This window comes from Pseudomonas sp. GM48, assembly GCF_000282335.1.
GTDB lineage: Bacteria > Pseudomonadota > Gammaproteobacteria > Pseudomonadales > Pseudomonadaceae > Aquipseudomonas.
Genome location: NZ_AKJM01000010.1, coordinates 1 through 23,196 on the forward strand (window position 1 = coordinate 1; position 23,196 = coordinate 23,196).

The 23,196-nt window shown below is 60.4% G+C and carries 19 protein-coding genes and 2 pseudogenes; 11 read left to right on the plus strand and 10 right to left on the minus strand.

Annotated elements, in window-relative coordinates:
* Positions 1 to 114: 114 nt before the first annotated feature.
* From PMI28_RS26780 to PMI28_RS26770, 3 genes are read left to right on the plus strand one after another with little or no spacing between them, the layout of a single operon-like run.
* Positions 115 to 774 (plus strand): paraquat-inducible protein A, encoded by a 660-nt coding sequence (locus PMI28_RS26780; RefSeq protein WP_007981781.1) that lies wholly within the window; start codon positions 115 to 117, stop codon positions 772 to 774.
* Complete coding sequence (locus tag PMI28_RS26775) at positions 761 to 1,384, plus strand: paraquat-inducible protein A (protein ID WP_007981783.1); 624 nt, start codon at positions 761 to 763, stop codon at positions 1,382 to 1,384. The genes PMI28_RS26780 and PMI28_RS26775 overlap by 14 nt, the downstream gene beginning before the upstream one ends.
* Positions 1,377 to 3,680, plus strand: coding sequence for a PqiB family protein (locus PMI28_RS26770; RefSeq protein ID WP_007981785.1), 2,304 nt, complete (start codon positions 1,377 to 1,379; stop codon positions 3,678 to 3,680). Before PMI28_RS26775 ends, PMI28_RS26770 begins: the two co-directional genes overlap by 8 nt.
* 201 nt (positions 3,681 to 3,881) lie before the next feature.
* Here the strand turns inward: PMI28_RS26770 and mksF are convergent, their stop codons facing one another.
* From mksF to mksB, 3 genes are read right to left on the minus strand one after another with little or no spacing between them, the layout of a single operon-like run.
* A complete protein-coding gene (gene mksF / locus PMI28_RS26765) occupies positions 3,882 to 6,722 on the minus strand; it encodes an Mks condensin complex protein MksF (protein WP_007981787.1) in 2,841 nt (946 codons plus the stop codon).
* Positions 6,719 to 7,420: an Mks condensin complex protein MksE gene (gene mksE / locus PMI28_RS26760; protein WP_007981789.1), complete on the minus strand. Its 702-nt coding sequence runs from the start codon at positions 7,418 to 7,420 to the stop codon at positions 6,719 to 6,721. The genes mksF and mksE overlap by 4 nt, the downstream gene beginning before the upstream one ends.
* Positions 7,410 to 8,684, minus strand: coding sequence for an Mks condensin complex protein MksB (mksB, locus tag PMI28_RS26755; protein ID WP_007981790.1), 1,275 nt, complete (start codon positions 8,682 to 8,684; stop codon positions 7,410 to 7,412). The genes mksE and mksB overlap by 11 nt, the downstream gene beginning before the upstream one ends.
* Positions 8,685 to 8,920: 236 nt before the next feature.
* Here mksB and PMI28_RS26750 point away from each other — a divergent pair, with 236 nt between their 5' ends.
* Both PMI28_RS26750 and rimI read left to right on the plus strand, forming a co-directional pair.
* Positions 8,921 to 9,667: a hypothetical protein gene (locus tag PMI28_RS26750; RefSeq protein ID WP_007981792.1), complete on the plus strand. Its 747-nt coding sequence runs from the start codon at positions 8,921 to 8,923 to the stop codon at positions 9,665 to 9,667.
* Entirely contained in the window at positions 9,660 to 10,112 is a 453-nt protein-coding gene (rimI, locus tag PMI28_RS26745) for a ribosomal protein S18-alanine N-acetyltransferase (RefSeq protein ID WP_007981794.1), read from the plus strand. Before PMI28_RS26750 ends, rimI begins: the two co-directional genes overlap by 8 nt.
* Positions 10,113 to 10,212: 100 nt before the next feature.
* On the opposite strand, the gene PMI28_RS26740 is transcribed toward rimI, so the two are convergent.
* A complete protein-coding gene (locus PMI28_RS26740) occupies positions 10,213 to 10,617 on the minus strand; it encodes a hypothetical protein (RefSeq protein ID WP_007981796.1) in 405 nt (134 codons plus the stop codon).
* 169 nt (positions 10,618 to 10,786) lie between these two features.
* On the opposite strand from PMI28_RS26740, the gene can reads away from it, so the two are divergent.
* The gene (gene can / locus PMI28_RS26735; protein WP_007981797.1) at positions 10,787 to 11,431 is read left to right on the plus strand and encodes a carbonate dehydratase; all 645 of its coding nucleotides are present in this window, start codon (positions 10,787 to 10,789) and stop codon (positions 11,429 to 11,431) included.
* A 6-nt stretch (positions 11,432 to 11,437) separates the two neighbouring features.
* Here can and PMI28_RS26730 read toward each other — a convergent pair whose 3' ends face one another.
* The 3 genes from PMI28_RS26730 to PMI28_RS26720 form a co-directional block, all read right to left on the minus strand.
* Entirely contained in the window at positions 11,438 to 11,962 is a 525-nt protein-coding gene (locus PMI28_RS26730; protein WP_007981799.1) for a hypothetical protein, read from the minus strand.
* A 144-nt stretch (positions 11,963 to 12,106) separates the two neighbouring features.
* Positions 12,107 to 13,279: a hypothetical protein gene (locus tag PMI28_RS26725; protein ID WP_007981801.1), complete on the minus strand. Its 1,173-nt coding sequence runs from the start codon at positions 13,277 to 13,279 to the stop codon at positions 12,107 to 12,109.
* A gap of 191 nt (positions 13,280 to 13,470) precedes the next feature.
* Positions 13,471 to 14,889 carry a short-chain fatty acid transporter gene (locus tag PMI28_RS26720; protein WP_007981803.1) on the minus strand — a complete coding sequence of 473 codons (1,419 nt, stop codon included), beginning with the start codon at positions 14,887 to 14,889 and terminating at the stop codon, positions 13,471 to 13,473.
* 200 nt (positions 14,890 to 15,089) lie between these two features.
* On the opposite strand from PMI28_RS26720, the gene PMI28_RS26715 reads away from it, so the two are divergent.
* From PMI28_RS26715 to PMI28_RS26705, 4 genes and pseudogenes are all read left to right on the plus strand, one after another.
* Positions 15,090 to 16,403, plus strand: a complete 1,314-nt coding sequence (locus PMI28_RS26715) for an MFS transporter (protein WP_007981806.1) — start codon at positions 15,090 to 15,092, stop codon at positions 16,401 to 16,403.
* A 208-nt stretch (positions 16,404 to 16,611) separates the two neighbouring features.
* Positions 16,612 to 17,250, plus strand: a pseudogene (locus PMI28_RS31520) (PAS domain-containing protein); the annotation flags it as partial.
* A 153-nt stretch (positions 17,251 to 17,403) separates the two neighbouring features.
* Positions 17,404 to 17,838: pseudogene (locus tag PMI28_RS31525) on the plus strand (methyl-accepting chemotaxis protein); the annotation flags it as partial.
* 158 nt (positions 17,839 to 17,996) lie between these two features.
* The gene (locus tag PMI28_RS26705) at positions 17,997 to 18,596 is read left to right on the plus strand and encodes a flavin reductase family protein (protein WP_007981809.1); all 600 of its coding nucleotides are present in this window, start codon (positions 17,997 to 17,999) and stop codon (positions 18,594 to 18,596) included.
* A gap of 12 nt (positions 18,597 to 18,608) precedes the next feature.
* Here PMI28_RS26705 and PMI28_RS26700 read toward each other — a convergent pair whose 3' ends face one another.
* Both PMI28_RS26700 and PMI28_RS26695 read right to left on the minus strand, forming a co-directional pair.
* A complete protein-coding gene (locus tag PMI28_RS26700; RefSeq protein WP_007981811.1) occupies positions 18,609 to 18,977 on the minus strand; it encodes a cupin domain-containing protein in 369 nt (122 codons plus the stop codon).
* Between the two features lie 76 nt (positions 18,978 to 19,053).
* Positions 19,054 to 19,863, minus strand: a complete 810-nt coding sequence (locus PMI28_RS26695; protein WP_007981812.1) for an AraC family transcriptional regulator — start codon at positions 19,861 to 19,863, stop codon at positions 19,054 to 19,056.
* Positions 19,864 to 20,028: 165 nt separating this feature from the next.
* Here PMI28_RS26695 and ddlA point away from each other — a divergent pair, with 165 nt between their 5' ends.
* Positions 20,029 to 21,123, plus strand: coding sequence for a D-alanine--D-alanine ligase (gene ddlA, locus PMI28_RS26690; protein ID WP_007981813.1), 1,095 nt, complete (start codon positions 20,029 to 20,031; stop codon positions 21,121 to 21,123).
* A gap of 77 nt (positions 21,124 to 21,200) precedes the next feature.
* Here ddlA and ggt read toward each other — a convergent pair whose 3' ends face one another.
* Positions 21,201 to 23,033, minus strand: coding sequence for a gamma-glutamyltransferase (ggt, locus tag PMI28_RS26685; protein ID WP_007981814.1), 1,833 nt, complete (start codon positions 23,031 to 23,033; stop codon positions 21,201 to 21,203).
* Positions 23,034 to 23,196: the final 163 nt, after the last annotated feature.

Here is a 23,196-nt window from a genome sequence, read left to right on the forward strand (position 1 = left end):
TTGGGGTTTTGTTTTTGCGCGTAAAAAAACAGCGCTGACCGTTGCACATTTTGCACAGTTATTTTCAGCCCATGGCACTAGAATAGGCCCAACTTCTTCAGAGTCAGAGCCTTTATGCCGGATCCGGTTGACGCCCAAGGGCTGTCAGAATTACCGCTAGAAGACCTGGTTGCCTGTCATGAGTGCGACCTGCTGATGCGCAAACCAGAACTCGCCCATGGCGAAAAAGCCCTGTGCCCGCGCTGTGGCTACGAGCTTTATGCCCATCGCTACAACGTCGTACAGCGTAGTCTCGCTTTGGTTATCGCCGCCCTGTTGTTGTTTATTCCGGCGAACTTTTTACCCATCATGCAACTCAATTTGCTCGGACAATCTTCGCAGGACACTGTCTGGAGCGGTGTTGTCGCCCTTTTTGACACAGGGATGCAAAGCGTTTCAGTGGTCGTGTTCCTGTGCAGCATGGGGATCCCGCTGCTCAAGCTACTGTGCCAATTGGCCGTATTGTTGAGTATCCGTTTTGATGTCGGACGCAGCTACGGCTTGTTGCTCTATCGCATTTATCACCACATACGCGAATGGGGGATGCTCGAGGTTTACTTCATGGGCGTGCTGGTGGCGATCGTCAAACTGGCAGATATGGCAGCAATCACCGTAGGCCTCGGCCTGGCGTGCTTCATTGGTTTGTTGCTGATTCAAGTCTGGCTGGAGGTCGTGATGTCGCCTCACCAGATCTGGCAAGCGTTATCAGGAGAGGATGCCCATGCGGGCGATTGATGCAGGCATTCTGATTTGCAAGGAATGTCATGAATTGAACAGGCAGGAAGCTGATACCGATGAGCAAGTCTGTACGCGCTGCGGAGCGCTGGTGCATGCCCGCAGCCCGAATAGCCTGGTGCGCACCTGGGCATTGCTGATTACCGCTGCCATTCTTTACATACCGGCCAATTTGTTGCCGATCATGACCGTGAACTCCCTGGGCAAAGGCGCGCCCAGCACGATCATGGCCGGTGTGATCGAGTTGATGCACTACGGAATGTTCCCCATTGCGGCCGTGGTGTTTATCGCCAGTATCGTGGTGCCCACGTTCAAGCTGGTGGGTATCGCACTGCTGCTGTTTTCCGTGCAGCGCCGTCAGCCCCTTTCGGCTCGCCAGCGTATCTGGATGTACCGTTTCATTGAATTCATCGGCCGCTGGTCGATGCTGGATATCTTTGTGATCGCCATTCTCGTGGCGGTTGTGAGTTTTGGGCGGCTTGCCAGCATCGAAGCCAATCTTGGCGCCATCGCTTTCGCCACTGTGGTGATTCTGACGATGCTTGCCGCAGTAACTTTCGATCCCCGACTGATTTGGGATAACACGGAGTCGGACGACGACCATGACTGATTTGCCTGTAGCTAAAACCCGACCGGCCTCGAACTGGTCTGCCATCTGGGTATTGCCCCTGATCGCCTTGATCATCGGTGGCTGGCTTGGCTGGCGTGCCTATAACGAGACCGGTATCGAGATTCAGGTGCGTTTTGAGAGTGGCGAAGGCATTCAGGCCAACAAGACCGAAGTTGTCTATAAAGGCATGCCGGTCGGCAAAGTCAAAAGCCTCAAGCTCGATGACGAGGGCAGTTCCAAAGGTGTGATCGCCAGCATCGAAATGAACAAGGATGTGGAGCAATACCTGCGAACCAGCACGCGTTTCTGGCTGGTCAAGCCGAGCGTGACTCTGGCTGGTATTACTGGCCTCGAGACGCTGGTTTCGGGCAACTACGTTGCGATCAGTCCGGGTGAGGGTGAACCGGTTCGCAAGTTCAAGGCCCTGGTTCAGGAGCCACCGCTCTCCGATGCCCAGCCGGGTCTGCACCTGACCATCAAGGCCGATCGCCTGGGTTCGTTGAACCGCGGCAGCCCGGTGTTCTACAAACAGATCAAGGTGGGCCAGATCAAGAGCTACGTGCTGTCGGAGGACCAGAGCACCGTCGAGCTCAAGGTCTTCATTGAGCCGACTTACGCCAAACTCGTGCGTAAACACACACGTTTCTGGAATGCCAGTGGCATTAGCATCGACGCCAACCTGTCCGGCGTGAAAGTGCGCAGCGAGTCCCTGGCCAGCATCGTCGCCGGTGGTATTGCGTTCGCTACGCCTGAAAACCGCAAGGACAGCCCGCCGACCGACCCAAGCCTGCCGTTCAGACTCTATGAAGACTTCGATGCGGCGGCAGCCGGTATCCGGGTGAAGGTCAAGCTCAGCGACTTTGAAGGCTTGCAGGCCGGTCGTACGCCGGTGATGTATAAAGGCATTCAGGTCGGCAATCTCAAGGCGCTGAAGGTCGATCCTGACCTGTCCGGGGCCACTGCCGAGTTGACGATGGACCCGTTGGCCGAGGATTACCTGGTCGAGGGCACACAGTTCTGGGTGGTCAAACCGTCGATTTCCCTGGCGGGGATTACCGGCCTTGAGGCGTTGGTCAAAGGCAACTACATCGCTGTGCGACCAGGCGACAAGGGGTCGGCACCACAACGGGAGTTTGTGGCGCGAGCCAAGGCGCCGCCGCTGGATCTGCGTGCGCCCGGCCTGCATTTGGTGTTGTTCACGGAAAATCTCGGCTCGCTGGAAGTCGGCAGCCCGGTTCTCTACAAGCAAGTTAAAGTCGGCTCCGTGCAGAGCTATCAGTTCTCACGCACCAAAAAACAATTGATCATTGGTGTGCACATCGAGAAGGAGTACGAAGGCCTGGTCAACGCCTCGACGCGCTTCTGGAACGCCAGCGGCATCACCCTCACGGGCGGGCTGACCGGTGGGGTCCAGGTTAAAAGTGAATCGTTGCAGAGCTTGATGGCCGGCGGCATTGCCTTCGAGACCCCGCGAGACAAAGCCCCGTTGCAAAAGCGTGTGCCACGTTTCCGTTTGTTCGCCAACCATGAAGAGGCCACGCAGAAAGGCGAGGTCATCACGATCAAGCTGGATCGCGCAGATGGCTTGCGTACCGGCACTCCGATTCGTTTCAAAGGTCTGGATGTCGGCAAGGTGGAAGGCGTTGATCTCAGCGAGGATCTGCAATCGGTGCTGCTGACCGCGCGGATTACCGAAGTGCCGGAGCGCATCGCCCGGGTCGGTAGTCAGTTCTGGGTGGTCAAGCCTGAACTGGGCCTGATCAAGACGTCCAACCTCGAAACCCTGGTAACCGGGCAATACATCGAGGTGCAACCGGCGCCGAAGAATCTGGGACCGCAGAAGAACTTTGTCGCTTTGACCACTGTGCCGGAAACGGCCAAGCAGGAAGCGGGACTGAGTCTGGTGCTGAGCGCCGCTCGTCGAGGTTCGCTGAAGGCCGGCGTGCCGGTGACGTATCGCGAAATAGCAGTGGGCAAGGTGACTGGTTATGAACTGGGAGAGACCGCTGACCGTGTGTTGATCCATATTCTGATCGAGCCGAAATACGCGCCACTGGTACGCAGCGGTACGCGGTTCTGGAACACCAGCGGTTTCGACTTCGATGTCGGCCTGTTCAAAGGCGCAACGGTGCGAACTGAATCCCTGGAAACGATGATTCAGGGCGGTGTCGCCTTCGCCACGCCGGATGGCGAGCGCATGGGTAGCCCGGCGCGACCGGAGCAGACGTTCGCACTGTTCGACAAATTTGAAGAGGAATGGCTGGGCTGGGCGCCGAAGATTTCCCTCGGTAAGTAGTTTTCTGGCGTCTCTGATGGCGCCTTCGCGGGCAAGCCCGCTCCCACAGGGGCTGGGTTGTTCCTGAAGAAATACGATCAAATGTGGGAGCGGGCTTGCTCGCGAAGAGGCCCTTGAACTCACTGAAAATCTGATTCAGCGCCCATAAAAAAGGCCGCGATCCATTGGATCGCGGCCTTTTTACTGCCTTCGATTCAAGCCTCAGACCGCGTCCAGCTCCGGTTCATCCGCTTGTTCGTTGACCGTTGCCTTGACCTGGTCGTGACGACGGATGTACTTCCAGTCCGCCTCGTCGATGTAGATGCCGGCCGGGCCGCTGCCGCCTTCCAGGTCGATGGCGACACTGGCGCAGACCTGCGGCTTCACGCTCGCCAGAATCGGTACGAAGCCCAGTTGCAGGCTGGTTTCCAGCAAGGCGGCCTGGTTCTTCTCATCGATGTCCGCCGCCTCGTCGAGGTAGTACGGTAGGCGTACGCGACCGGCCTGGTCACGGTCCATCAAGTGCAGCAACAAATACATGTTGGTCAGTGCCTTGATGGTCATGGTGGTGCCGTTGGAGGCGGCGCCGTCGATGTCGGTGTGAATCACCGGCTGACCATTGACCTTGGTGATCTCGAACGCCAGTTCGAACAAGTCCTTGAGGCCGAGCTGGTTGTGGTTGGCCGCCACCAGTCGCGCCAGGTATTCCTTGGCTTCTTCGTTCTTGTTGTCCTGCTCGGCACTTTGGCTGAGGTCGAACACCGACAGGGTTTCGCCTTCCTCGTACTGACCGGCGCTGTGGATGATCTGGTCAATGTGCTTGAGCGCTTCCTTGTTCGGCGCGAGCACGATGCGGAAGCTTTGCAGGTTGGAGACCTGGCGTTTGTTGATCTCGCGGTTGAACAGCGCAAGTTGGTGTTCGAGGCTGTCGTAATCGCTGCGGATGTTGCGCAGGGTCCGGGCGATGTCCGTCACGGCGGCACGGCGAGCCTTGCCCAGGGTCAGGGCTTCGTCGGTGCGGTGTGCATAGGCGTTGATCAACAGTTGCAGGCGACGCTCCATATCGTCTTCGCTGTCGAACTTGGCCACGCCTTTGAGGCGCACCTGAGCGTACAGCGCTTCGATCTGGCCATCGGCCCGCAACAGGCCTTGCCAACTGTCCTGATAGTCATTGAGCAGCGGCAGCAGGTTGTCCATGGAGTCGTCGACCGGGTCCATGAATGGCGTGCCGAACGGCAGGTCTGCCGGCAACAATTGGCGGCGGCGCAGGGCGTCGTCGAGGGTGCGTTGCTTGGCTTCCATGTCGCCGATCTGCCGGCCAACCAGTTGCAGCTTGGCCGACAGTTGCTGGACGCGCTCGGTGAAGGCATCGCTGGAACGCTTCAATTCGTCCTGGGCCGCCTCCAGTTGTCCAAGCTGTTCCAGCTTGTCGCCTTCCTCGGCGCTCAGGGTTTGCGCGCGGCGGAAATCTTCCAGGGCTTTCTGCGCATCCAGCACTTGCTGGTACAGGGCTTCGGTCTGGGTCTTGCTCGCGGCGCGGTCGGCAGCCACGGCTTGCTGGGTTTTCAGTTGCTTGAGTTCTTTCTCCAGGCGTTCTTTCTGGTCGCGCAGGGCCGCGCGGTCAGCCAGGGCCTGCAAGGCCGGTGGTTCGATGTGCGAAATGTCGATCGACAGGCCCGGCACTTCGAAACGTTCGCCTTTGAATCCGTCGAGGATCAGCTCTACGGATTTGACCCACTCGCCATCGTCGTCAAGGGTGATGCCGTGTTCGCCCAGCGGCAGGCTGAACAGTGCGCTGTTGAACAGGCGCATCAGGCGTTCGACGTCTTGCTGCGAGAATTCTTCGCGCAGGCGGGCGTAGCTGTTGTTGTCTGCGTGGTCGAGTTGCTGCTTGACCGACTTCAGGCGTTTTTCCAGGTCGCGCAGACGCTCTTCCAGGTCCTCGGCGCTGAACTGGCGGGATTGCGCCAACGCACCGGCGAGTTCGTCGTGGGCATCCTTGGCCGCGAGCAGTTGCTGCTCCAGCACCTTGACGTCATCGATCAGGGCAAAGCGATGCTTGAGCACCGACAGTTCGCCGAGCCAGCGCTGGATGCCAGTGATTTCCCGCTCCAGGCGCATCAGTTCCTGAGTGCCGCCGCGCTGGTCGTTTTGCAGGGCATCCTGCTCATTGCGGTAGTGCTCGGCCTGAATGGTCAGCTCTTCCTTGCGCGCACTGGCGTAGTCCGACCAGGTGCCCAGCAGCGAATCGAGCAACGGCGAGATCCGGTGCAGTTTGCCGCGCAGGACGTCGCGTTGCTTCACGCCGTTGGCCAGGGCTTCGACCAGTGGCCCGGCGGCGACCAGCGAGTTGTAGTCCTGTTCCATGCGTCGCACATCGCGGAACGCTTCTTCGCACGCGGCGATGTAGTCGACGCTGCCGGAACGCAGGCTGTGTTCGAACGCATCAAGGAATAACTGCTTGAGCTTGGCCGCAGTGATTTCGCGCATGTGCAGCAGGTTGATGAACAGTGCGCGGAAGGTCTTCAGGCTTTGTTCGCTGGTGGAGCGCAGTGGGATCAGCGTCAAGTCCAGCGGAATCGAGGTGTGGCCACCGACCAGCAAACGGCGTAGTTCGTCCGGCTTGAGTTCGTAGGCTTTCAGGCCTTCGCGTTCAAGGTTGGTGAACAGTTCTTTCTGGCGCAGGCAGGTGTCGTTTTTCTGATAGTGGGCCAGGTCCAGTTTGCCGGCATAGGCAAAGAACTGGTGACCGAAACCGCCGCCCGGGCCGCGCCCGACCACACCGATCACGTGGGGACCGTGGGGCAGGTTGACTTCGACCAGGATGTAGCTGGTGTCTGAGGCGAAGTAGAAGCGCCGGGATTGTTCCAGGCTGTACTTGCCGAAGCTCATGTCCGACATGCGTGCCAGGATCGGGAACTGCAAGGCGTTGATCGAGGCGGATTTACCGAGGTTGTTCGCGCCGTACACCGACAGCGGCTCTTCCAGCGGGAACAGGCCGAGGCTGTAGCCGGCGGTGTTCAAAAGGGCAAAGCGGCGAATGCCGTAACGTTCCTTGCTCATGCGTCGAGCTCCTGTTCTTCGGCAATGGCGCGGGCCAGGGCGTCTTCTTCGCTCTCATCCGCAAACTCAGCGAGGTCGAGCGGATCGTCGGTCTGCAGCAGTTTTTCGTCGCTGTCTTCGTCGATCAGCACCGGTACCGGCAACGGCAGGACGCTGTGCAGGCTGGCGGCCAGATCGCGGTCCTGCTGCACCGACAGGCAGACGTCGAGGAAACGGTGCATCGGCGGCAGGAAGCGGTAGATGCCGTTTTCTTCGCTGGCGAAACCGAGCTGGGTCATACGGCGCATGATCTTTTCTTCCAGCTCGTCCTGGGTCTGCACTTCGGCCTGGATGAACAGGTCGCGGTATTTTTCCAGCAGCGACGGCAACTCATCGCGCCCCAGGCTGCCGCCGTCGAGCACGGCGATCGGGTCGCGGCCCTGATCGGCCAGGTGTTCGACGAGGATGAAGGTGAACAGCGCCAGACGCTGGGCGGTCTTGTTCACCGCCGCTGCCGCGAGGTCCGGCACGAAGTAGTAGAAACCGCGGGTGTCACAGACCAGTTCAAAACCCAGGGCCTTGAATAACGTGCGGTACTGGTCCTGGAAGTTCGACAATTGTGCGTACAGTTCCGGGTCGCGGCGGCTGACGTGGTAACCCTTGAACAGCTCGCGAAAGATCGGTGCCAGTTGGGACAGTTCGGAAAGATCAAGATGCATAGGGAGTGCTCGCAGAATCCTCGGCGGTATCGCTGACCGAGAGCAGGGCGAAGGAGCGCAGGCTGACCTGGTGCTCGTGAGTATGGTATTCGCGACGTTCCAGACGCTCGCGCTTGAAGCGTTTTTCCCGCGACAGGCGCGAAAACCAGTAGAGCAATTCGTCGGTGGCGCCGTCCGGTTCCTGCTCCAGCAGCCAGGTCATCAGGTCCGGCATCGGCAGGGCGTCCTCGCAGCGTTCGAGCATTTCCCGAACCGTGCGTGGCGCCCGTGGGGCTTCGCCTTTTTGCGTTTTGTGGGCCTTGGGGAAACGCGCCGGTTTCGGTTCGAAACGCGCCAGGGCGTAAACATAGGCTTCGACCTGGCTGGCGCTGCCGAGGAAGGTGCTTTGCGGGCGGGTGAACATCGGCATCGCCGCCTGCGGCACGGCGTCGATGCCCTTGCGGCGGATCATCGACAGGGCCAGCGCCGCACCACGGGTCACGGCGTTGTGCCGGCGGGCTTCTTCACGCAGTGGTAACAGCAGCTCGCGGGCATGACGTAAGGTCAACTGGGCGCTGGTCTGCATTTCGAGGATGCGCGCATGAGTGCGCAGCAGCATGTCGTCGTCAACCAGGTGGCCGAGGCGTTGCTGCTCGGAGAGCATCTTCAGCAGGACGGTTTCGACCTTGCGCACGCCTTGTTCGAAGGCGCCGTCGGCGTTCACCAGATCAATCATCGGCTCGACGTATTCGTCCCAGGTCGCCAGTACTTCCGCGTAACGCTGGCGCAACGGAATCTGCCGGTCGCTGGTTTTCGCCCGTTCGGCGACGGCCACCAGTGCCTGTTCGTCGTTGTCGAGTTTTTTCAGTACGTCACGTACGCGCATGTCGAGCAAACGCAACTGTCGCGCCAGATCGTTGCCATCGCGGATCTCGAAGGCGTCCTGGATGTAGCCGGCCAGGCGCTCGAGGTGGCGCAGGTAGGCTTCGATCTCCAGGCACAGGCCCAGACGATGTTCACGGCGCAGATAGGCGAGGAAGTCGTGAATCTGCGCATTGAGCTCGAAACGGTTCGGGCTTTTGGCCACGGGAACCAGGATGTCGAGGCGAATCCACACATCCAGCAGGCTGGTAATGTCCTGCGGCGTGCTGTCCAGTTGCTGGGCGGCCAGTTGCGTGCGCAGTTCGTTCAGGCTCAGTGTGCCTTGGTCGAAGTGCTCGCACAGTGGCTCCAGAAGTGCCCAGTGTTCAGCGAGGGCGCGCAAGACGCGCTTGGGTTCGATCATCGGAATGGCCGGCTGGTTGGCGATTAAAAGCCGCGATTGTACTGCATCGGGGGCAATGCGATTCACTCTCGGGACGGGCTGTCGCCATTTTTCACAGGTGGAAAGACTATCGGTGAAGTCTATCGATCAACTGCGGGCGATCTTGAGCGAACGGCGGTAGAATCAGCGCACTTTAGTTATCCACAAGTGGCCGACCTTTGCTTATCGAGTCCCGTCGTCGCGCTTATCTGGCCGCCATGCAGGTGGTCAACTGGCTGCCGCGCACCGAATTGCCCTTTGCTGCGCCTTCCCGGCCCGAGCTGCTGGAGATGCCCGAGCCGGTTGTGGTCGCGCCTGTCGTGCCCGCTGTCGTGACTGAGACGCCCGTGGCACCGGCGATCAAACCGGCCGAGCGGGTGAAGATCGAGGTGCCGCGGCCGTCGCTGGCGAGCACGCGCACCGGTGCCAAACCGGTGGAAGAGGCCGAAGAGGCGCCCGTCGCGGTCAAGGCGCCGATCGTGCCGCCCCCGCGTTTCGCCCTGCAATTGCTGCGGGCCGGGCGTTGCCTGCTACTGGTGGAGTTACCCACAGGCGAACCCTTCCAGACTCGCGATCCTGCTTACCTGCTGCTTAAAGACATGCTGCGCGCCGCCGGTCTGCCGGACAGCCCGCAGATCGTCGGCGAACCGGTACGCTGGCCGTTGCTGGTGCGTGGCACGATGGATCAAGGCCCGGAAGCGGCTCGCGACTTCGTGCAAGGTTTTCTCTCGGTGCGGATGGAAGAAACGCCCTGCGCCTGCTTGTGGCTGATCGGCTTGCCCGCCGTGCGATTTGCCGGCGAAGCGGATGCCGGGGCGTTCAATCGCGAGTTGCAGATCGAAGGGCTGGGCTCGGCCTGGGCGGTGCCGGGCCTGGAATTATTAATGGAAGAGCCACAGCGTAAGGCTGATGTCTGGCAAGCCATGCGTCGGCTGATGGCGCGCTGGAAAGAATCGAATGAGTGACGCTGTATCGTTTCGCCCGATGACCGAGGCGGACCTGGAAGCCGTACTGAAAATCGAATACGCGGCCTACAGCCACCCCTGGACCCGCGGGATTTTTCTCGATGGCCTGGGCAAGTATCAGATCTGGCTGATGTTCGAAGGTCAGCAACAGGTAGGCCACGGTGTGGTGCAGATCATCCTCGACGAGGCGCACCTGCTGAATATTACGGTCAAGCCGGAAAACCAGGGCCGTGGCCTGGGGCTGACATTGCTTGAGCATTTGATGTCGATTGCCTACAAGGCCGACGCCCGGGAGTGTTTCCTGGAAGTGCGCGACAGCAATACTGCGGCGTTCAAGCTGTATGAGCGCTACGGTTTCAACGAGATCGGCCGGCGTCGGGATTACTACCCGGCGGTGGGCGGGCGCGAAGATGCGGTGGTCATGGCCTGTACTTTGGTGGATTGAGCTTAAAAGCTTCGCGAGCAAGCCCGCTCCCACATTTGGAATGCATTCCCCCTGTGGGAGCGGGCTTGCTCGCGAAGGCGGCTGAACAGGCACTAAAAAACTATCGCTTGCCGTCCATCGGATCGCGCAGCGCCAGTTCCGCCTCATCCAGGCCATTGCCACCGCCAATTTCGTCCTCGTCGACGATGCTCAGGTCCCAATCCGCACGACTATCATTGCCCGCCTCATGGGCATCCCGGGCGCCGTCTTCACGGATCAGGGTTTCCGGGCTCAGGTCATCGTCGGTAGGTTGATGGTCATCGGTCGAGGCACCGGTCAGGCCCGCTTCACGTATGCGCTGGCGTGGCATCAGCTGCTCGCGCTCTTTTTCCGGCAGTTCGTCACCGATTCTGGCGCCGGGTTCTTCGGCATCGAAATCCAGCTCATGCACCGAGCCCATGCGGTCTTCGTCGTCATCGATGGGTTCCGGTTGCACCGCATCGTACGGACGTCGTGAATCATTCATGGCAATTCCTCATACTGTAGGCCCTACTACGGTTGACCCACGTGGCGACCGAGAATTCCACCGGCATGGAGCCCCGTGTTCCGGATCAGGAGAGCATCTGCATTTTCGCGCGTGACCCCGACGGGCGGTCGTCTGTCAAAGCAGCGCATCATTCTCGAGGCTTCATTGCATGAACGAATTACAAGATCTGATTGATAACAACGAGCGTTGGGCCGCTGCGATCAAGGAGGAAGATCCTGACTTCTTCGCCAAGCTGGCCCGCCAACAGACACCGGAGTTCCTGTGGATCGGTTGTTCCGACGCCCGGGTGCCGGCCAACGAGATCGTCGGCATGTTGCCGGGCGATTTGTTCGTCCACCGTAATGTGGCCAACGTCGTGCTGCACACCGACCTGAACTGCCTGTCGGTGATTCAGTACGCAGTCGATGTGCTCAAGGTCAAACACATTCTCGTCACCGGTCATTATGGCTGCGGGGGTGTGCGCGCCGCGATGCAGGATCGCCAGTTCGGTTTGATCGACGGCTGGCTGCGTTCGATTCGAGACCTCTACTACGAGAAGCGCGAAGAGCTGGCCAAACTGGCCACCGAAGAGGAGCAGGTCGACCGCCTCTGCGAACTCAACGTGATTCAGCAAGTGGCCAACGTCGCTCATACCAGCATTGTGCAAAATGCCTGGCACCGCGGGCAGAGCCTGTCGGTCCACGGTTGCATCTACGGCATCAAGGACGGTCGCTGGAAAAGCCTGAACACCACCATCAGCGGATTCGAGCAATTGCCGCCGCAATACCGCCTGCGGCCGGTCGACTCGCAATAAAGTCCGTCAATCGTGGCTTTGCCGACGCCAGCGTTGTAGAAACCGCTGGCCGTCGGCGTTTGGCGACTCATCGTAACCGGTGATCCAGCCCCGACAGTTATACGAACCGCAGCGACAGGCAAACTGGCGCAGCAGTTTGTCTTCAGTGGCGGCGTAGTCCATCGACAGCCAATCGCCCTTTTGCAGGTCTTTCAACGCCCACAGCCACAGTTCACTCATGTCCAGAAAGACATTCGGGTCGCAGGAGTGTCGCAGCAGCCCACAGAAACGTGGGTCGTAGACATGCACACCAGGCGCCAGTTGCCGTGTATGCCGGCAGCGATAGGGCAGCAAATGCCCCGATACCCGGCAGATTCGGCTGATACGGGGGAATTCGCGTAGCGCCACGGCGGCCTTTGCCGTGCCTTTGTCGTTGGTGAGGATTTCAAAATCGTCCAGAGACGGAAATCCGAGGTGAAGGGGGAGCTCCGCGAAGGGATAAACACCCGCGGGTGGCGGCGCGAGAGACTTGCGCAATGCATTGGCTTTCATAACGATCCTTGTCTGCTCGGTGCTGCGACTTCCTTGCGCCGACGGTCCTGTCAGCGCTGCAGCACATGGGTTCAGCCCAAGCCTCTCGCAGATACTACGGGCGGTCTACTGTCATAAATGACAGATTGACCGCCGCTCATCGGGTTACAACGGCGGAGCAGGTTTTGCAGTGGCTGGCGCTGGGGCCTTGAGCTGTTTGAGCTGGGACACGATCGAAGCTGTCGCGCATTTGCCCGCGGCCTGTTGGGGCGTCAGGTTGCGGATCGAGGTGTAGAACAGCTCGCAGGTTTTTTCTTTCCGGGCCACTTGCCAGGTTTGCGTGCAGGTATTGAGCTCGACGTCTGGATTGCTGTCCGGCTGGCGGCCCATGGCGGCCTGCCAGCACGCAGCACTCAAATCCTGGCCCATGACTTTCAGGCCTGCCGCATCGGCCTTGGCTTGGGCATCACTGCCGGTATAGTTTGCCGGATCGGCGGCATACCAGATGTAACTCGGGTGGTTGGAGCCCAATACGGGTACTTTCACGCCATTTTCCGGGTTGATTTGGACCAGGCCCAACACGTTCACCGTCGGCCCGTATTGCTCTTTGATCCAGTTACGCACGGGTGCGCCGAAGGCGACCATCGGCAGTGCTGCGCCGCTGGCGTTCAGGCTGACTTCCTTGACCATGGTGGTCTGGTAATCCTTGAAGTAGCTGTAGACACCTTCGAGGTCTTTGCCAGCGTTGGACGGCGCGGCAATCGGGGCGATATCGATGATCGTCTGGTAGCCCGGTGTCTGCCCGGCCGGGATGCCGTTTGCGGTCAGCAGCGTGGCCCAGCGATCCGTGGTGGCGGACCTCAGGTAATCCTGGGCCTGGGTCAGCGAATAGTCTGGCGGGAAGTGCAGCAGTTCGACGCTTTTGCGGTTTTCCAGGGCCATGCCTAATGGCAGGAACAGGTACCAGCTATATGCCCACTTGCCATCGGCATTCAGTTTGCTGGCACCGTTGTAGGCCAGATCACCGGCGTCGAGCAGCGCGGCCAGGGGCTTTTCATAGCCGTTGGGTACGCCACTGATTTCTGCGTGGAGCTGATTGTTATCGGTCTTGACCAGTACCTTCGCCCCGCTATAGCCATCACGCTCCACGCTTTGGGTCAGGTAATGCTCGACGGTTTGTTCAAGCGTCCAGTTGCGAAAGCAGATCACGTTGCAGTTGTTGGGATAGGCGAAGAGACGGGTAACGCGTTCGGTACTACCCAGTTTCAGGGCGACATCGGCGTGGGCAGCGGCACTCAGGGTGAGGGCCGCGAGGGTGAGTCCTGCGAGTTTCAACATGCTCAGATCCTTGTCAGCGTGGGTTCCCGGTAGCGGGGTACTACGTACTGAAACCGCTGGTGGCACCTTTCAAATGTGGGAGCGGGCTTGCTCGCGAATGCATTGGATCAATCGACCTCCACGTTGATTGACACACCGCCTTCGTGAGCAAGCCCGCTCCCACATGTATTTCCGTAGGTTGTAAATTCAGGCTATGGCATCACCGGCGGCGTATAGGCCAGCGTCGTCCCCAACACCCAGAGTAGCAGCAGCACCAGCGGCGTGTGCACCAGCAACTGCACGAAGGAGAAGCCGATCAGGTCCCGCGCCTTCAGCCCCAGCACACCGAGCAACGGTAGCATGTAGAACGGGTTGATCAGGTTCGGCAAGGCTTCGGCGGCGTTGTAGATCTGTACGGCCCAACCCAGGTGATAGTTCAGGTCATTGGCCACCTGCATGACGTATGGCGCTTCAATGATCCACTTGCCGCCACCGGACGGAATGAAGAAACCGAGGATCGCCGAGTACACGCCCATCAGCAAGGCATAGGTGTCATGGGAGGCAATGCTGACGAAAAAGGTCGAGATGTGGTGCGCCAGGGTCTGCGCATCGGCGCCTTTGACCGTGGTCATCAACGCGGCGATCGAACCGTACAGCGGGAACTGGATCAACACGCCAGTGGTGGTCGGCACCGCGCGGGACACGGCGTCCAGAAAGCTGCGCGGACGCCAGTGCAACAGGGCGCCCAGCATGATGAACAGGAAGTTGTAGGTGTTCAGCCCGGAAATCGCGCTGATGGCCGGTTTGGTCGAGAACTCGTGGAACAGCCAGCCACCGGCCAGCAGCACCAGCAGGATCATCAGCAGCGGGCTGTATTCCAGCCATTCGCCGGGGCGGGTGCGTGGTTGCAGCGGCGGCAGGTTGAAACTCGGGTCGACGCCGCAGGCCTTGGCGTCACGCGCCGAATTCGGGCCGGGGGCCGTGGCGTAGGCGATGATCAGGGAAATCACGATCAATGCCAGCAACATGACACCGGACTGCCAGAGGAAAATTGTCTGAGTGAACGGGATCACCCCGGTGATCGACAGAATCGATGGCGGCAAGCTGGCCGGGTTGGCCTGAAGTTGCGCCGCGGATGACGATAGGCCCAATGCCCATACGGCACCCAGGCCCAGGTACGCGGCGGCACCGGCGGCGCGGTAGTCCATTTTCAAATCGGTGCGACGGGCCAGGGCGCGCACCAGCAATCCGCCGAACACCAGGGACAAGCCCCAGTTCAGCAATGACGCGACCATGGAAATCAGGGCGACCCAGGCGACGGCAGAACGGCCGTTTTTCGGGATTTTCGCCAGACGGTCGATCAGTTTCACTGCCGGTGGCGAACTGGCGACCACATAACCGCCGATCACCACGAAGGCCATCTGCATGGTGAATGGAATCAGGCTCCAGAATCCGTCACCGAACGCCATGGCAGCGTCGGTGGGTTTGGCTCCCATTGCCATGGTGGCCAGGGCCACGATTATCACTGCCAGGGCAGCAAACACCCAGGAGTCAGGAAACCAGCGTTCGGCAAAACTTGAGCAGCGCAGGGCAAAGCGGGCGGAGCGGCTATCTTCGATATCAGCGGCCACGGGAGTACCTCGGATTTTTATGTTTTTTGTGGTCTTCGGGGCAGTAACCGCCCGTCTGGACAGACGCCAACATTAATTCAACCCGAGGATTTTTGCGGGGCTGTTTTGTGGCTATGGGACTTTGGTCTAACGGGTTGTCCGCCAGCGCGTTTGCGTAGACCATGGGCGCCTTGGTTTTTGCCTGTGCCAGAGTTCTTTTCATGACTGCCAACACCGATTCGCGCCCGGCGCCGTTCAGCCGCTCGGACTACAAGACCCTGGGGCTAGCCGCCCTCGGCGGGGCGCTGGAAATCTACGACTTCATCATTTTCGTGTTTTTCGCCCTGACCCTCAGCCAGTTGTTCTTCCCGCCGGAAATGCCCGAGTGGCTGCGCCTGCTGCAAAGCTTCGGGATCTTCGTCACCGGTTACCTGGCGCGACCGTTGGGCGGCATCCTGATGGCGCACTTCGCCGACCGTTTGGGGCGCAAGAAAGTCTTCAGCCTGAGCATCCTGATGATGGCGTTGCCGTGCCTGCTGATCGGGATCATGCCGACTTACGCACAAATCGGATATTTCGCACCGTTGCTGCTGTTGGCCCTGCGCATCCTCCAGGGCGCGGCGGTGGGTGGTGAAGTGCCAAGTGCCTGGGTATTCGTCGCCGAGCACGCGCCCGTCGCCCATCGCGGCTATGCCCTGGGTTTCCTGCAGGCGGGGCTGACCTTCGGCTATTTGATCGGTGCATTGACCGCAACCTTCCTGGCGCAGGCATTCACTGCGGCGGAAATTCTCGATTACGCCTGGCGTTACCCGTTTCTGCTGGGCGGCGTGTTTGGCGTGATTGGCGTCTGGCTGCGTCGCTGGCTCAGTGAAACCCCGGTGTTCACGGCCATGCAGGCGCAACGCGAGGCAGCCGCCGAACTGCCGCTACGCACGGTCTTGCGCGAGCATCGCCTGGCCATTTTGCCGGCGATGATTCTCACCTGTGTGCTGACCTCGGCGGTGGTGGTGTTCGTGGTCATCACCCCGACCATGATGCAGAAGACCTTTGGCATGACCGCCAGCCATACCTTCGCCTTGAGCGCACTGGGCATCGTGTTCTTGAACATCGGCTGCGTGCTCGCGGGGCTGCTGGTCGACCGCATCGGTGCCTGGCGCACGGTGATGCTCTATAGCCTGCTGCTGCCGCTGGGCATCGGTACGCTGTATGCCTGCCTGATCATGGGCGGCGACTGGATCGGTCTGGCCTACGCCGTGGCGGGGCTGGCCTGCGGGGTGGTCGGCGCGGTGCCATCGGTGATGGTCAGCCTGTTCCCGGCGCGGATTCGCGTCTCGGGCATCTCGTTCACCTACAATATTGCCTACGCGGCGTGGGCAAGTGTCACGCCACTGTTGTTGATTGGCCTGATGCCGTGGAGTCCATGGATCTGTGTGATGTTCAGTGCAGTGATGGGGGCCGTGGGCGTGGGCAGTGCGGCGTATTTCGGTGCGCGGATGCCGAGAATCGCAGGCTGTTCTGCCGCGGGCGCGCATTGATTGTGCGGCTTGGAAATATTTTTTGTAGGACAAGCCTGAAGCACGCTTAAGAAAATGTTTCCAAGGCCGATGGTTAGGCTGCATATCGCTTTCTACCCCAGTCCATCGGTGCTTTCCCATGTTCAATAAACGCTTGAAGCAGGAGCTGTCGGCTCTTCGTGAAGAACTCTCCAGCCTCCAGCAAGTGAAGGACAGTCTGGAAAGCGAGATGCTGGTGCTGACCCTCGACAGCGATGGACGGGTTCAGTCGGTCAATCAGAACTTCCTTGGCGAAATGCATTACAAGAGCGCTGACCTGATTGGCCGACACATCGACGACTTCGTCCCGGATCACGTCAAATCCGACGAATTCCAGCAGCGTTTCAAGAACGCGCTGACCCGTGGCGAGCACTTCGCCGGTGCGGTGCGCCTGTTACGCGGCACGGGTCAGGAAGCTTGGTTGCGCTCAATCCTGCAACCGGTGCGCTCGGCGGATGGGCGGATCAAGCAATTTTCGATCTTCTCCAGCGACCTGACCCGCACCATCGAGGCCTCTCGCGAACACGAGAACCTGATCGGAGCGCTGGTTCGCTCCACGGCGGTGATCGAATTCGACCTCAACGGCAACGTGCTGACCGCCAACGACCGCTTCCTCAACGGAATGGGCTACAGCCTGGCGCAGATCAAGGGCAAGCATCACCGTACCTTCTGTCTGCCGGAGGAATACAACAGTGCCGAGTACCAGAACTTCTGGCGCCGCCTGAACACCGGCGAGTACGTGGCCGACCGTTTCAAACGTGTCGACAACCATGGTCGGACGGTCTGGCTGGAGGCGTCCTACAACCCGGTGACCGATGCCAACAATAATCTCTACAAGGTGGTGAAGTTCGCCACGGTGATTACCGATCAGGTCAATCAGGAACAAGCCGTTGCCGAGGCCGCCAACATTGCCTACGGCACCTCGCAGCAAACCGACCAAAGCGCCCAGCGCGGTAACGCCGTGGTGACCCAGGCCGTGGACGTGATGCGTGACCTGGCCAAACATATGCAAACCGCCGGCGATGGTATCGAAGCCCTGAACGAGCAGTCGCTGGTGATCGGTACCATCGTCAAAACCATCAGCGGCATTGCCGAGCAGACCAACCTGCTGGCGCTCAACGCGGCCATCGAAGCGGCGCGTGCGGGCGAGCAGGGTCGGGGGTTCGCCGTGGTGGCGGATGAAGTCCGGCAACTGGCTTCGCGCACCAGCCAGGCCACCGACGAAATCGTCCTCGTAGTGCGGCAGAACCAGGACATGGCGCGCAACGCCGTGGCGCTGATGGCCGACGGCAAGCTTCAGGCCGAGCAGGGCCTGGCACTGGCGGCGGAAGCGGGTACGGTGATTGTCGAGATCCAGGACGGCGCGCAGAAAGTGGTCAATGCGGTGGGGCAGTTTGCCAATCAACTCACGAACTGACCTGCGATCAGCTCTTGGTGGGAGCGGGCTTGCTCCGGGCGGCGTTCCGACGAAAGCGGTGTGTCATTCAACGCAACTGTGACTGAACTGACGCCTTCGCGAGCAAGCCCGCTCCCACAGGCGCTACAATCGGCTCTTTTCCCCTGGAGCAGACTTCCATGAGCGTTTCCCACCGCCGCCCGGTTCCCTTGTCCAAGGCTTATCGTCTGCTCAATCATGGCCCGACCGTTCTGGTCAGCGCCGCTCATGATGGCCAGCGCAATATCATGGCGGCAGCCTGGGCCATGCCGCTGGATTTTGAACCACCAAAAATTGCCGTGGTGCTGGACAAGTCCACCTGGACTCGCCAGTTGCTGGAAGCCTCGGGCACGTTTGTGTTGAACGTTCCCTGCGCTGCCCAGGCCGACATTGTGCAGACCGTCGGTTCGACCTCCGGCCTGGAATTGACCCAGGATCAGGGGCGCGACAAGTTTGCGACCTACGACTTGCAGACCTTCACCGGTGAATCGGTCGATGCGCCGATGCTCGAAGGCTGCGTGGCCTGGCTGGAATGTCGCCTGTTGCCAGAGCCGAACAACCACCAGCAATACGATCTGTTCCTGGCCGAAGTGATTGCCGCCCAGGCTGACGAGCGCGTGTTCAGCGAAGGCCGCTGGCACTTCGAAGGGCAAGATGCCTTGCGCACCTTGCACCATGTGGCGGGCGGGCACTTCCTGACCATTGGTGAGCCGGTGGACGGCAAGACCTTGCAGGCCTAAGTCGGCCGGTGCTCAGATCCACACATCATTTTCGGCCGTGCGCTCGCCACCTTCGCTGCCGGTGTTGAGCACGCCCTTGGGTTCGATCAACAGGAGTTTTACCTCCTGCCCGGCATAGGGTTTGTGCTCGACGCCTTTGGGCACCACGTACATTTCCCCGGCGTTCACCAGCACGTGGCCATCGCGAAAATCGATGCGCAACCGGCCTTCGAGAACGATGAAGGTTTCGTCGGTATCAAGGTGGTCGTGCCAGATAAAGTCCCCCAGCAGCTTTACCACCTTGAACTGGTAGTCGTTCATTTCGGCGATGACCCGGGGTGACCAGTGTGAGTCGATCCGATTGATTTTTTCAGCGAAGTTCAGGCTTTCGTAAGCGTTCATGAAACAGCTCTCGCGGTTGTTTGTGAACCCACGATAGCCAGCGACTCAGCGCGCTTCTTGTACGATTGTGCGTGGCTCAACGGCGCTGCATGTGCATCCAGCGGGCCGGTGACAGGCCGTAGGTTTTGCTGAATTGCCGAGTCATGTGGCTCTGGTCGGTGAAGCCTGCGATCAGCGCGGCACTGACCAGCGTCTGACCCTGAATCAGTAGCGCACGGACCATGTCCAGACGCCGCATGGTCAGGTAACGGTAGGGGCTGGTGCCGAACAACAGGCGAAAATCCCGGGACAGGCTCCAGCGATCCCGACCGCTATGCTGCGCCAGTTCATCGAGTGTCACGGTACGATCGAGGGCGCCGTGGATGTATTCCCGCGCACGTTGCGCGGCCACGTAATCGAAGCCCGAGCGTTTGCCCGGCACACCGGAAACCGCGTTCAAGGCCTGCGCCAGGTCGAATAAGGCATCCTGTTCTTCCAGCGGGTCGAGCGGACAATCCAGGCTGCGCAACAACGCTCCCGTGGCGGCGAACAAGCGGGGATCGCTCGACAGCCCGGTCTTGATGAATGGCAGCGGTTGCCCGCCGAGCATCTGCTGGATCAGTGCCGGCTCGATGTACATCATCCGGTACTGGAAACCGGACTCGGTACCGGCCTCGCCATCGTGGGCTTCGTCCGGGTGCAGCACAATCGTTGCGCCCGGCAGGCTGTGACGCCAGCCACCGCGATACTGAAAACTCTGCACCCCGGCCAGGGTGTGGCCGATGGCATAGGTGTCATGGCGGTGAAGATCGTAGCCATGGCCGGCAAAAAACGCTTCGAAACGCTGAAGCCCGCCGACATCGGGCGCACGAAGGAACCAGTCATTGCGAGGCGGACGCTTGGCCATGGTGATTGTTGTCTTGAGCTTGATGCGCAACACGGTAACCCAGACAGCGGTTCTCTGTCTTCTGACCGGAAGGCGCCTTGTCAGCTAGAAAACCCAGACCAAATGCTGCACTGTGTGGCGCATTCTCTAAAGGTCGTTTTTTTTTTGTCAGGATGAGGCCAGGTCATGAGCAAGCTGCGCGTGGGGATCATTTTCGGGGGGCGCTCGGCAGAGCACGAAGTGTCGCTGCAGTCGGCGAAAAACATCGTCGATGCGCTGGATCGTTCACGCTTCGAGCCGGTGCTGATCGGCATCGACAAACAAGGCCACTGGCACCTCAACGACCCTTCCAACTTTTTGCTGAATCAGGAAAATCCGGCGCTGATCGCCCTCAATCAGTCCAATCGCGAACTGGCAGTGGTGCCGGGCAAGGCCAGCCAGCAACTGGTGGAAACTTCCAGCCAGGAGCTGCTCGGCCCCGTCGATGTGATCTTCCCGATTGTCCACGGCACCCTCGGTGAAGACGGTTGCCTGCAGGGTTTGCTGCGCATGGCCGATCTGCCGTTTGTCGGCTCCGATGTGCTCGGTTCGGCTGTCTGCATGGACAAGGACATCAGCAAGCGCCTGCTGCGTGATGCTGGCCTGGCCGTGACGCCGTTCGTGACATTGACCCGCGCCACGGCGGCGCGCACCGGGTTTGCCGAGGTTCAGTCCCGACTCGGTTTGCCGCTGTTCGTCAAACCGGCGAATCAGGGCTCTTCCGTGGGCGTGAGCAAAGTCACCGACGAGGCCGAATACACCTCGGCGGTGGAACTGGCCTTGAGTTTCGATACCAAGGTGTTGATCGAATCTGCCGTCAGCGGCCGCGAGATCGAATGCGCGGTGCTCGGCAATGAAGAGGCCGTCGCCAGTGGCTGCGGCGAGATCGTGGTACGCAGCGGGTTCTATTCCTACGACAGCAAATACATCGACGACACAGCCGCTGAAGTGGTGGTGCCGGCCAATATCAGCGTCGAGGCCAGCGAGCGCATTCGCGCCCTGGCCGTCGAGGCATTTCAGGTGCTGGGTTGCGCCGGACTGGCCCGCGTCGATGTGTTCCTGACCGACAGCGGCGAAGTGCTGATCAACGAAATCAATTCGCTGCCCGGCTTCACCCGCATCAGCATGTACCCGAAACTGTGGCAGGCCACCGGCATGACCTACAGCGAACTGGTGACGCGATTGATCGAGCTGGCGCTGGAAAAGCACCACGTTCGGCAGGGGTTGAAGATCAGTCGATAAGTGAGCTGCTGATTTCCGCTTGCTCATAAACAAAGGGCCTACCAACCGGTAAGCCCTTTCTCATTCCTGCGTGCGACTCAATCCCCCAGCGCTTGCCCCTCACGCCGCGGGTCGGCACCTCCCGTGAGTGACGCTTTCCCCTGGGCGTCCTTCACGCGAACGATCGCCTGGGTTCCGCTGGTCATGTCGATCTCGCTCACGTTGTGCCCTTTGTCTTTCAGCGCCTGAATCAGCGTCGGGCTGAATTGTCCCTGTTCCAGTTCGGTCGGGCCATTGCGGCTGCCGAAGTTGGGCAGGTTGATGGCGGCTTGCGCATCGAGGTTCCAGTCGAGCAGGCCGATGGTGGATTTGGCCACGTATTCGATGATTTGCGAGCCGCCGGGGGAGCCGACGGTGGCGAGGAATTCGCCGCTCTGGCGGTCGAAGATCAGGGTCGGGGCCATGGATGAGCGCGGGCGTTTGCCGGGTTCGACGCGGTTGGCGACTTTCTGCCCGTTTTCCTCGGGGATGAACGAGAAGTCGGTCATCTCATTGTTGAGCAGGAAACCCTGAACCATGATGTGGGAGCCGAACGCCGACTCGATGGTGGTGGTCATCGACACGGCGCCGCCTGCGTCATCGACGGCCACCACTTGCGAGGTGGAAATCCGCAGCGGCGAACGGTCCGGCGCGTAGGCCACCTGAATGCCCGGCGGGGTTCCGGGTTTGGCCGTGCCCATGCTGCGTTCGCCGATCAGGGCGGCGCGGCTGGCCAGGTAAGCCGGCTCGACCAGACCCTTGACCGGCACGGGGACGAAGTCGGTATCGGCGACGTACTGAGCGCGGTCGGCGTAGGCCAGGCGTTCGGCTTCGGAGATCAGGTGCACGGCTTGCGGGTCGGGTTCTATGCCGGCCGGGGCTGTGGTCTTGAGCGGTTTCAGCGGTGCCAGCGCCAGGCGATTATCGCGAGTCTCCAGGGCCTGCAGCGTGCCGAGGATTTGCGCCACGGCGATTCCGCCCGACGACGGCGGTGGCATGCCGCAGACCTGCCAGCGCTTGTAGTCGGTACACAGTGGTGCGCGCTCCTTGGCCTGATAGTTGGCGAGGTCGTTCACGGACAAGCTGCCGGGGTTGGCGTGGCCCTGAACCCTGGCCGCGATTTCCTGGGCAATAGGGCCTTTGTACAAGGCATCCGGGCCTTCATGGGCGATGCGTTTGAACACTGCGGCCAGTGCCGGGTTCTTCAGGTTGGTGCCGACGGCTTTAGGGCTGCCATCGGCATTTCGGAAGTAAGCCATCATTTCCGGCGAGCGTGACATGGACGAATCCGCAGCGATCAACTGGTGCAGGCGTGGCGAAATGGCGAAGCCTTGCTCGGCGAGCCGGATGGCCGGTTCAAATAGCTGCGCCCAGGGCAGGCGTCCGTGTTTTTGATGGGCCAGTTCGAGGGCGCGCAGCACGCCGGGGGTACCCACCGAGCGACCACCGATTTGCGCCTGGGTGAACCCCATCGGTTGTCCGTTGGCTTGCAGGAAAAGTTTCTCGGTGGCGCCGGCCGGGGCGGTTTCACGGCCGTCGTAAGTGCGCACGGCTTTGCCATCCCAAAGTACGATCAATGCGCCGCCACCGATGCCCGAAGACTGTGGCTCGACCAGCGTCAACACCGCTTGCATCGCAATCGCGGCATCGATGGCCGAGCCGCCCCGGCGCAGCATTTCCCGCCCGGCTTCGGCCGCCAGCGGGTTGGCCGCCGCAGCCATGTATTTCTCGGCATGTTGAGTTTTCAGGTCGGTGCGAAAGCCCGAAGCGCTTTCCGGAGCGAGCGGTAGCGTCGGCACCGAAGCGTTGTTGCACGCGGTCAGGGTCAAGGCGCTGGCGAGCAGAACCAGGGCTGGCAAGTGAAAGCGGCGTAAAGGGAAGTTTGAGAACACGTGGGGTACTCCGTCCATTGGATCTACGATCAATGGACTTTATCGGCCGACCGGGAGGGACGCAAACCAGGTCCCACTGCACCGACGTTTTTGTCCTTCATCAATGGCTGGATTTTCTGTAGGGTCGTTGCCAACAGACAGGCCAGAAAATCAACAAGAGGCA

Excerpts from the sequence above, each read along its gene's own strand:
- mksB (WP_007981790.1), bottom strand. The coding sequence starts at position 8,684 with ATGATCGAACCCAAGCGCGTCTTGCGCGCCCTCGCTGAACACTGGGCA.
- mksE (WP_007981789.1), bottom strand. The coding sequence starts at position 7,420 with ATGCATCTTGATCTTTCCGAACTGTCCCAACTGGCACCGATCTTTCGC.
- PMI28_RS26770 (WP_007981785.1), top strand. The coding sequence starts at position 1,377 with ATGACTGATTTGCCTGTAGCTAAAACCCGACCGGCCTCGAACTGGTCT.
- PMI28_RS26730 (WP_007981799.1), bottom strand. The coding sequence starts at position 11,962 with ATGAAAGCCAATGCATTGCGCAAGTCTCTCGCGCCGCCACCCGCGGGT.
- ddlA (WP_007981813.1), top strand. The coding sequence starts at position 20,029 with ATGAGCAAGCTGCGCGTGGGGATCATTTTCGGGGGGCGCTCGGCAGAG.
- PMI28_RS26775 (WP_007981783.1), top strand. The coding sequence starts at position 761 with ATGCGGGCGATTGATGCAGGCATTCTGATTTGCAAGGAATGTCATGAA.
- PMI28_RS26780 (WP_007981781.1), top strand. The coding sequence starts at position 115 with ATGCCGGATCCGGTTGACGCCCAAGGGCTGTCAGAATTACCGCTAGAA.
- PMI28_RS26715 (WP_007981806.1), top strand. The coding sequence starts at position 15,090 with ATGACTGCCAACACCGATTCGCGCCCGGCGCCGTTCAGCCGCTCGGAC.
- PMI28_RS26700 (WP_007981811.1), bottom strand. The coding sequence starts at position 18,977 with ATGAACGCTTACGAAAGCCTGAACTTCGCTGAAAAAATCAATCGGATC.
- can (WP_007981797.1), top strand. The coding sequence starts at position 10,787 with ATGAACGAATTACAAGATCTGATTGATAACAACGAGCGTTGGGCCGCT.
- PMI28_RS26705 (WP_007981809.1), top strand. The coding sequence starts at position 17,997 with ATGAGCGTTTCCCACCGCCGCCCGGTTCCCTTGTCCAAGGCTTATCGT.
- PMI28_RS26740 (WP_007981796.1), bottom strand. The coding sequence starts at position 10,617 with ATGAATGATTCACGACGTCCGTACGATGCGGTGCAACCGGAACCCATC.
- PMI28_RS26725 (WP_007981801.1), bottom strand. The coding sequence starts at position 13,279 with ATGTTGAAACTCGCAGGACTCACCCTCGCGGCCCTCACCCTGAGTGCC.
- PMI28_RS26750 (WP_007981792.1), top strand. The coding sequence starts at position 8,921 with ATGCAGGTGGTCAACTGGCTGCCGCGCACCGAATTGCCCTTTGCTGCG.
- PMI28_RS26695 (WP_007981812.1), bottom strand. The coding sequence starts at position 19,863 with ATGGCCAAGCGTCCGCCTCGCAATGACTGGTTCCTTCGTGCGCCCGAT.
- mksF (WP_007981787.1), bottom strand. The coding sequence starts at position 6,722 with ATGAGCAAGGAACGTTACGGCATTCGCCGCTTTGCCCTTTTGAACACC.
- rimI (WP_007981794.1), top strand. The coding sequence starts at position 9,660 with ATGAGTGACGCTGTATCGTTTCGCCCGATGACCGAGGCGGACCTGGAA.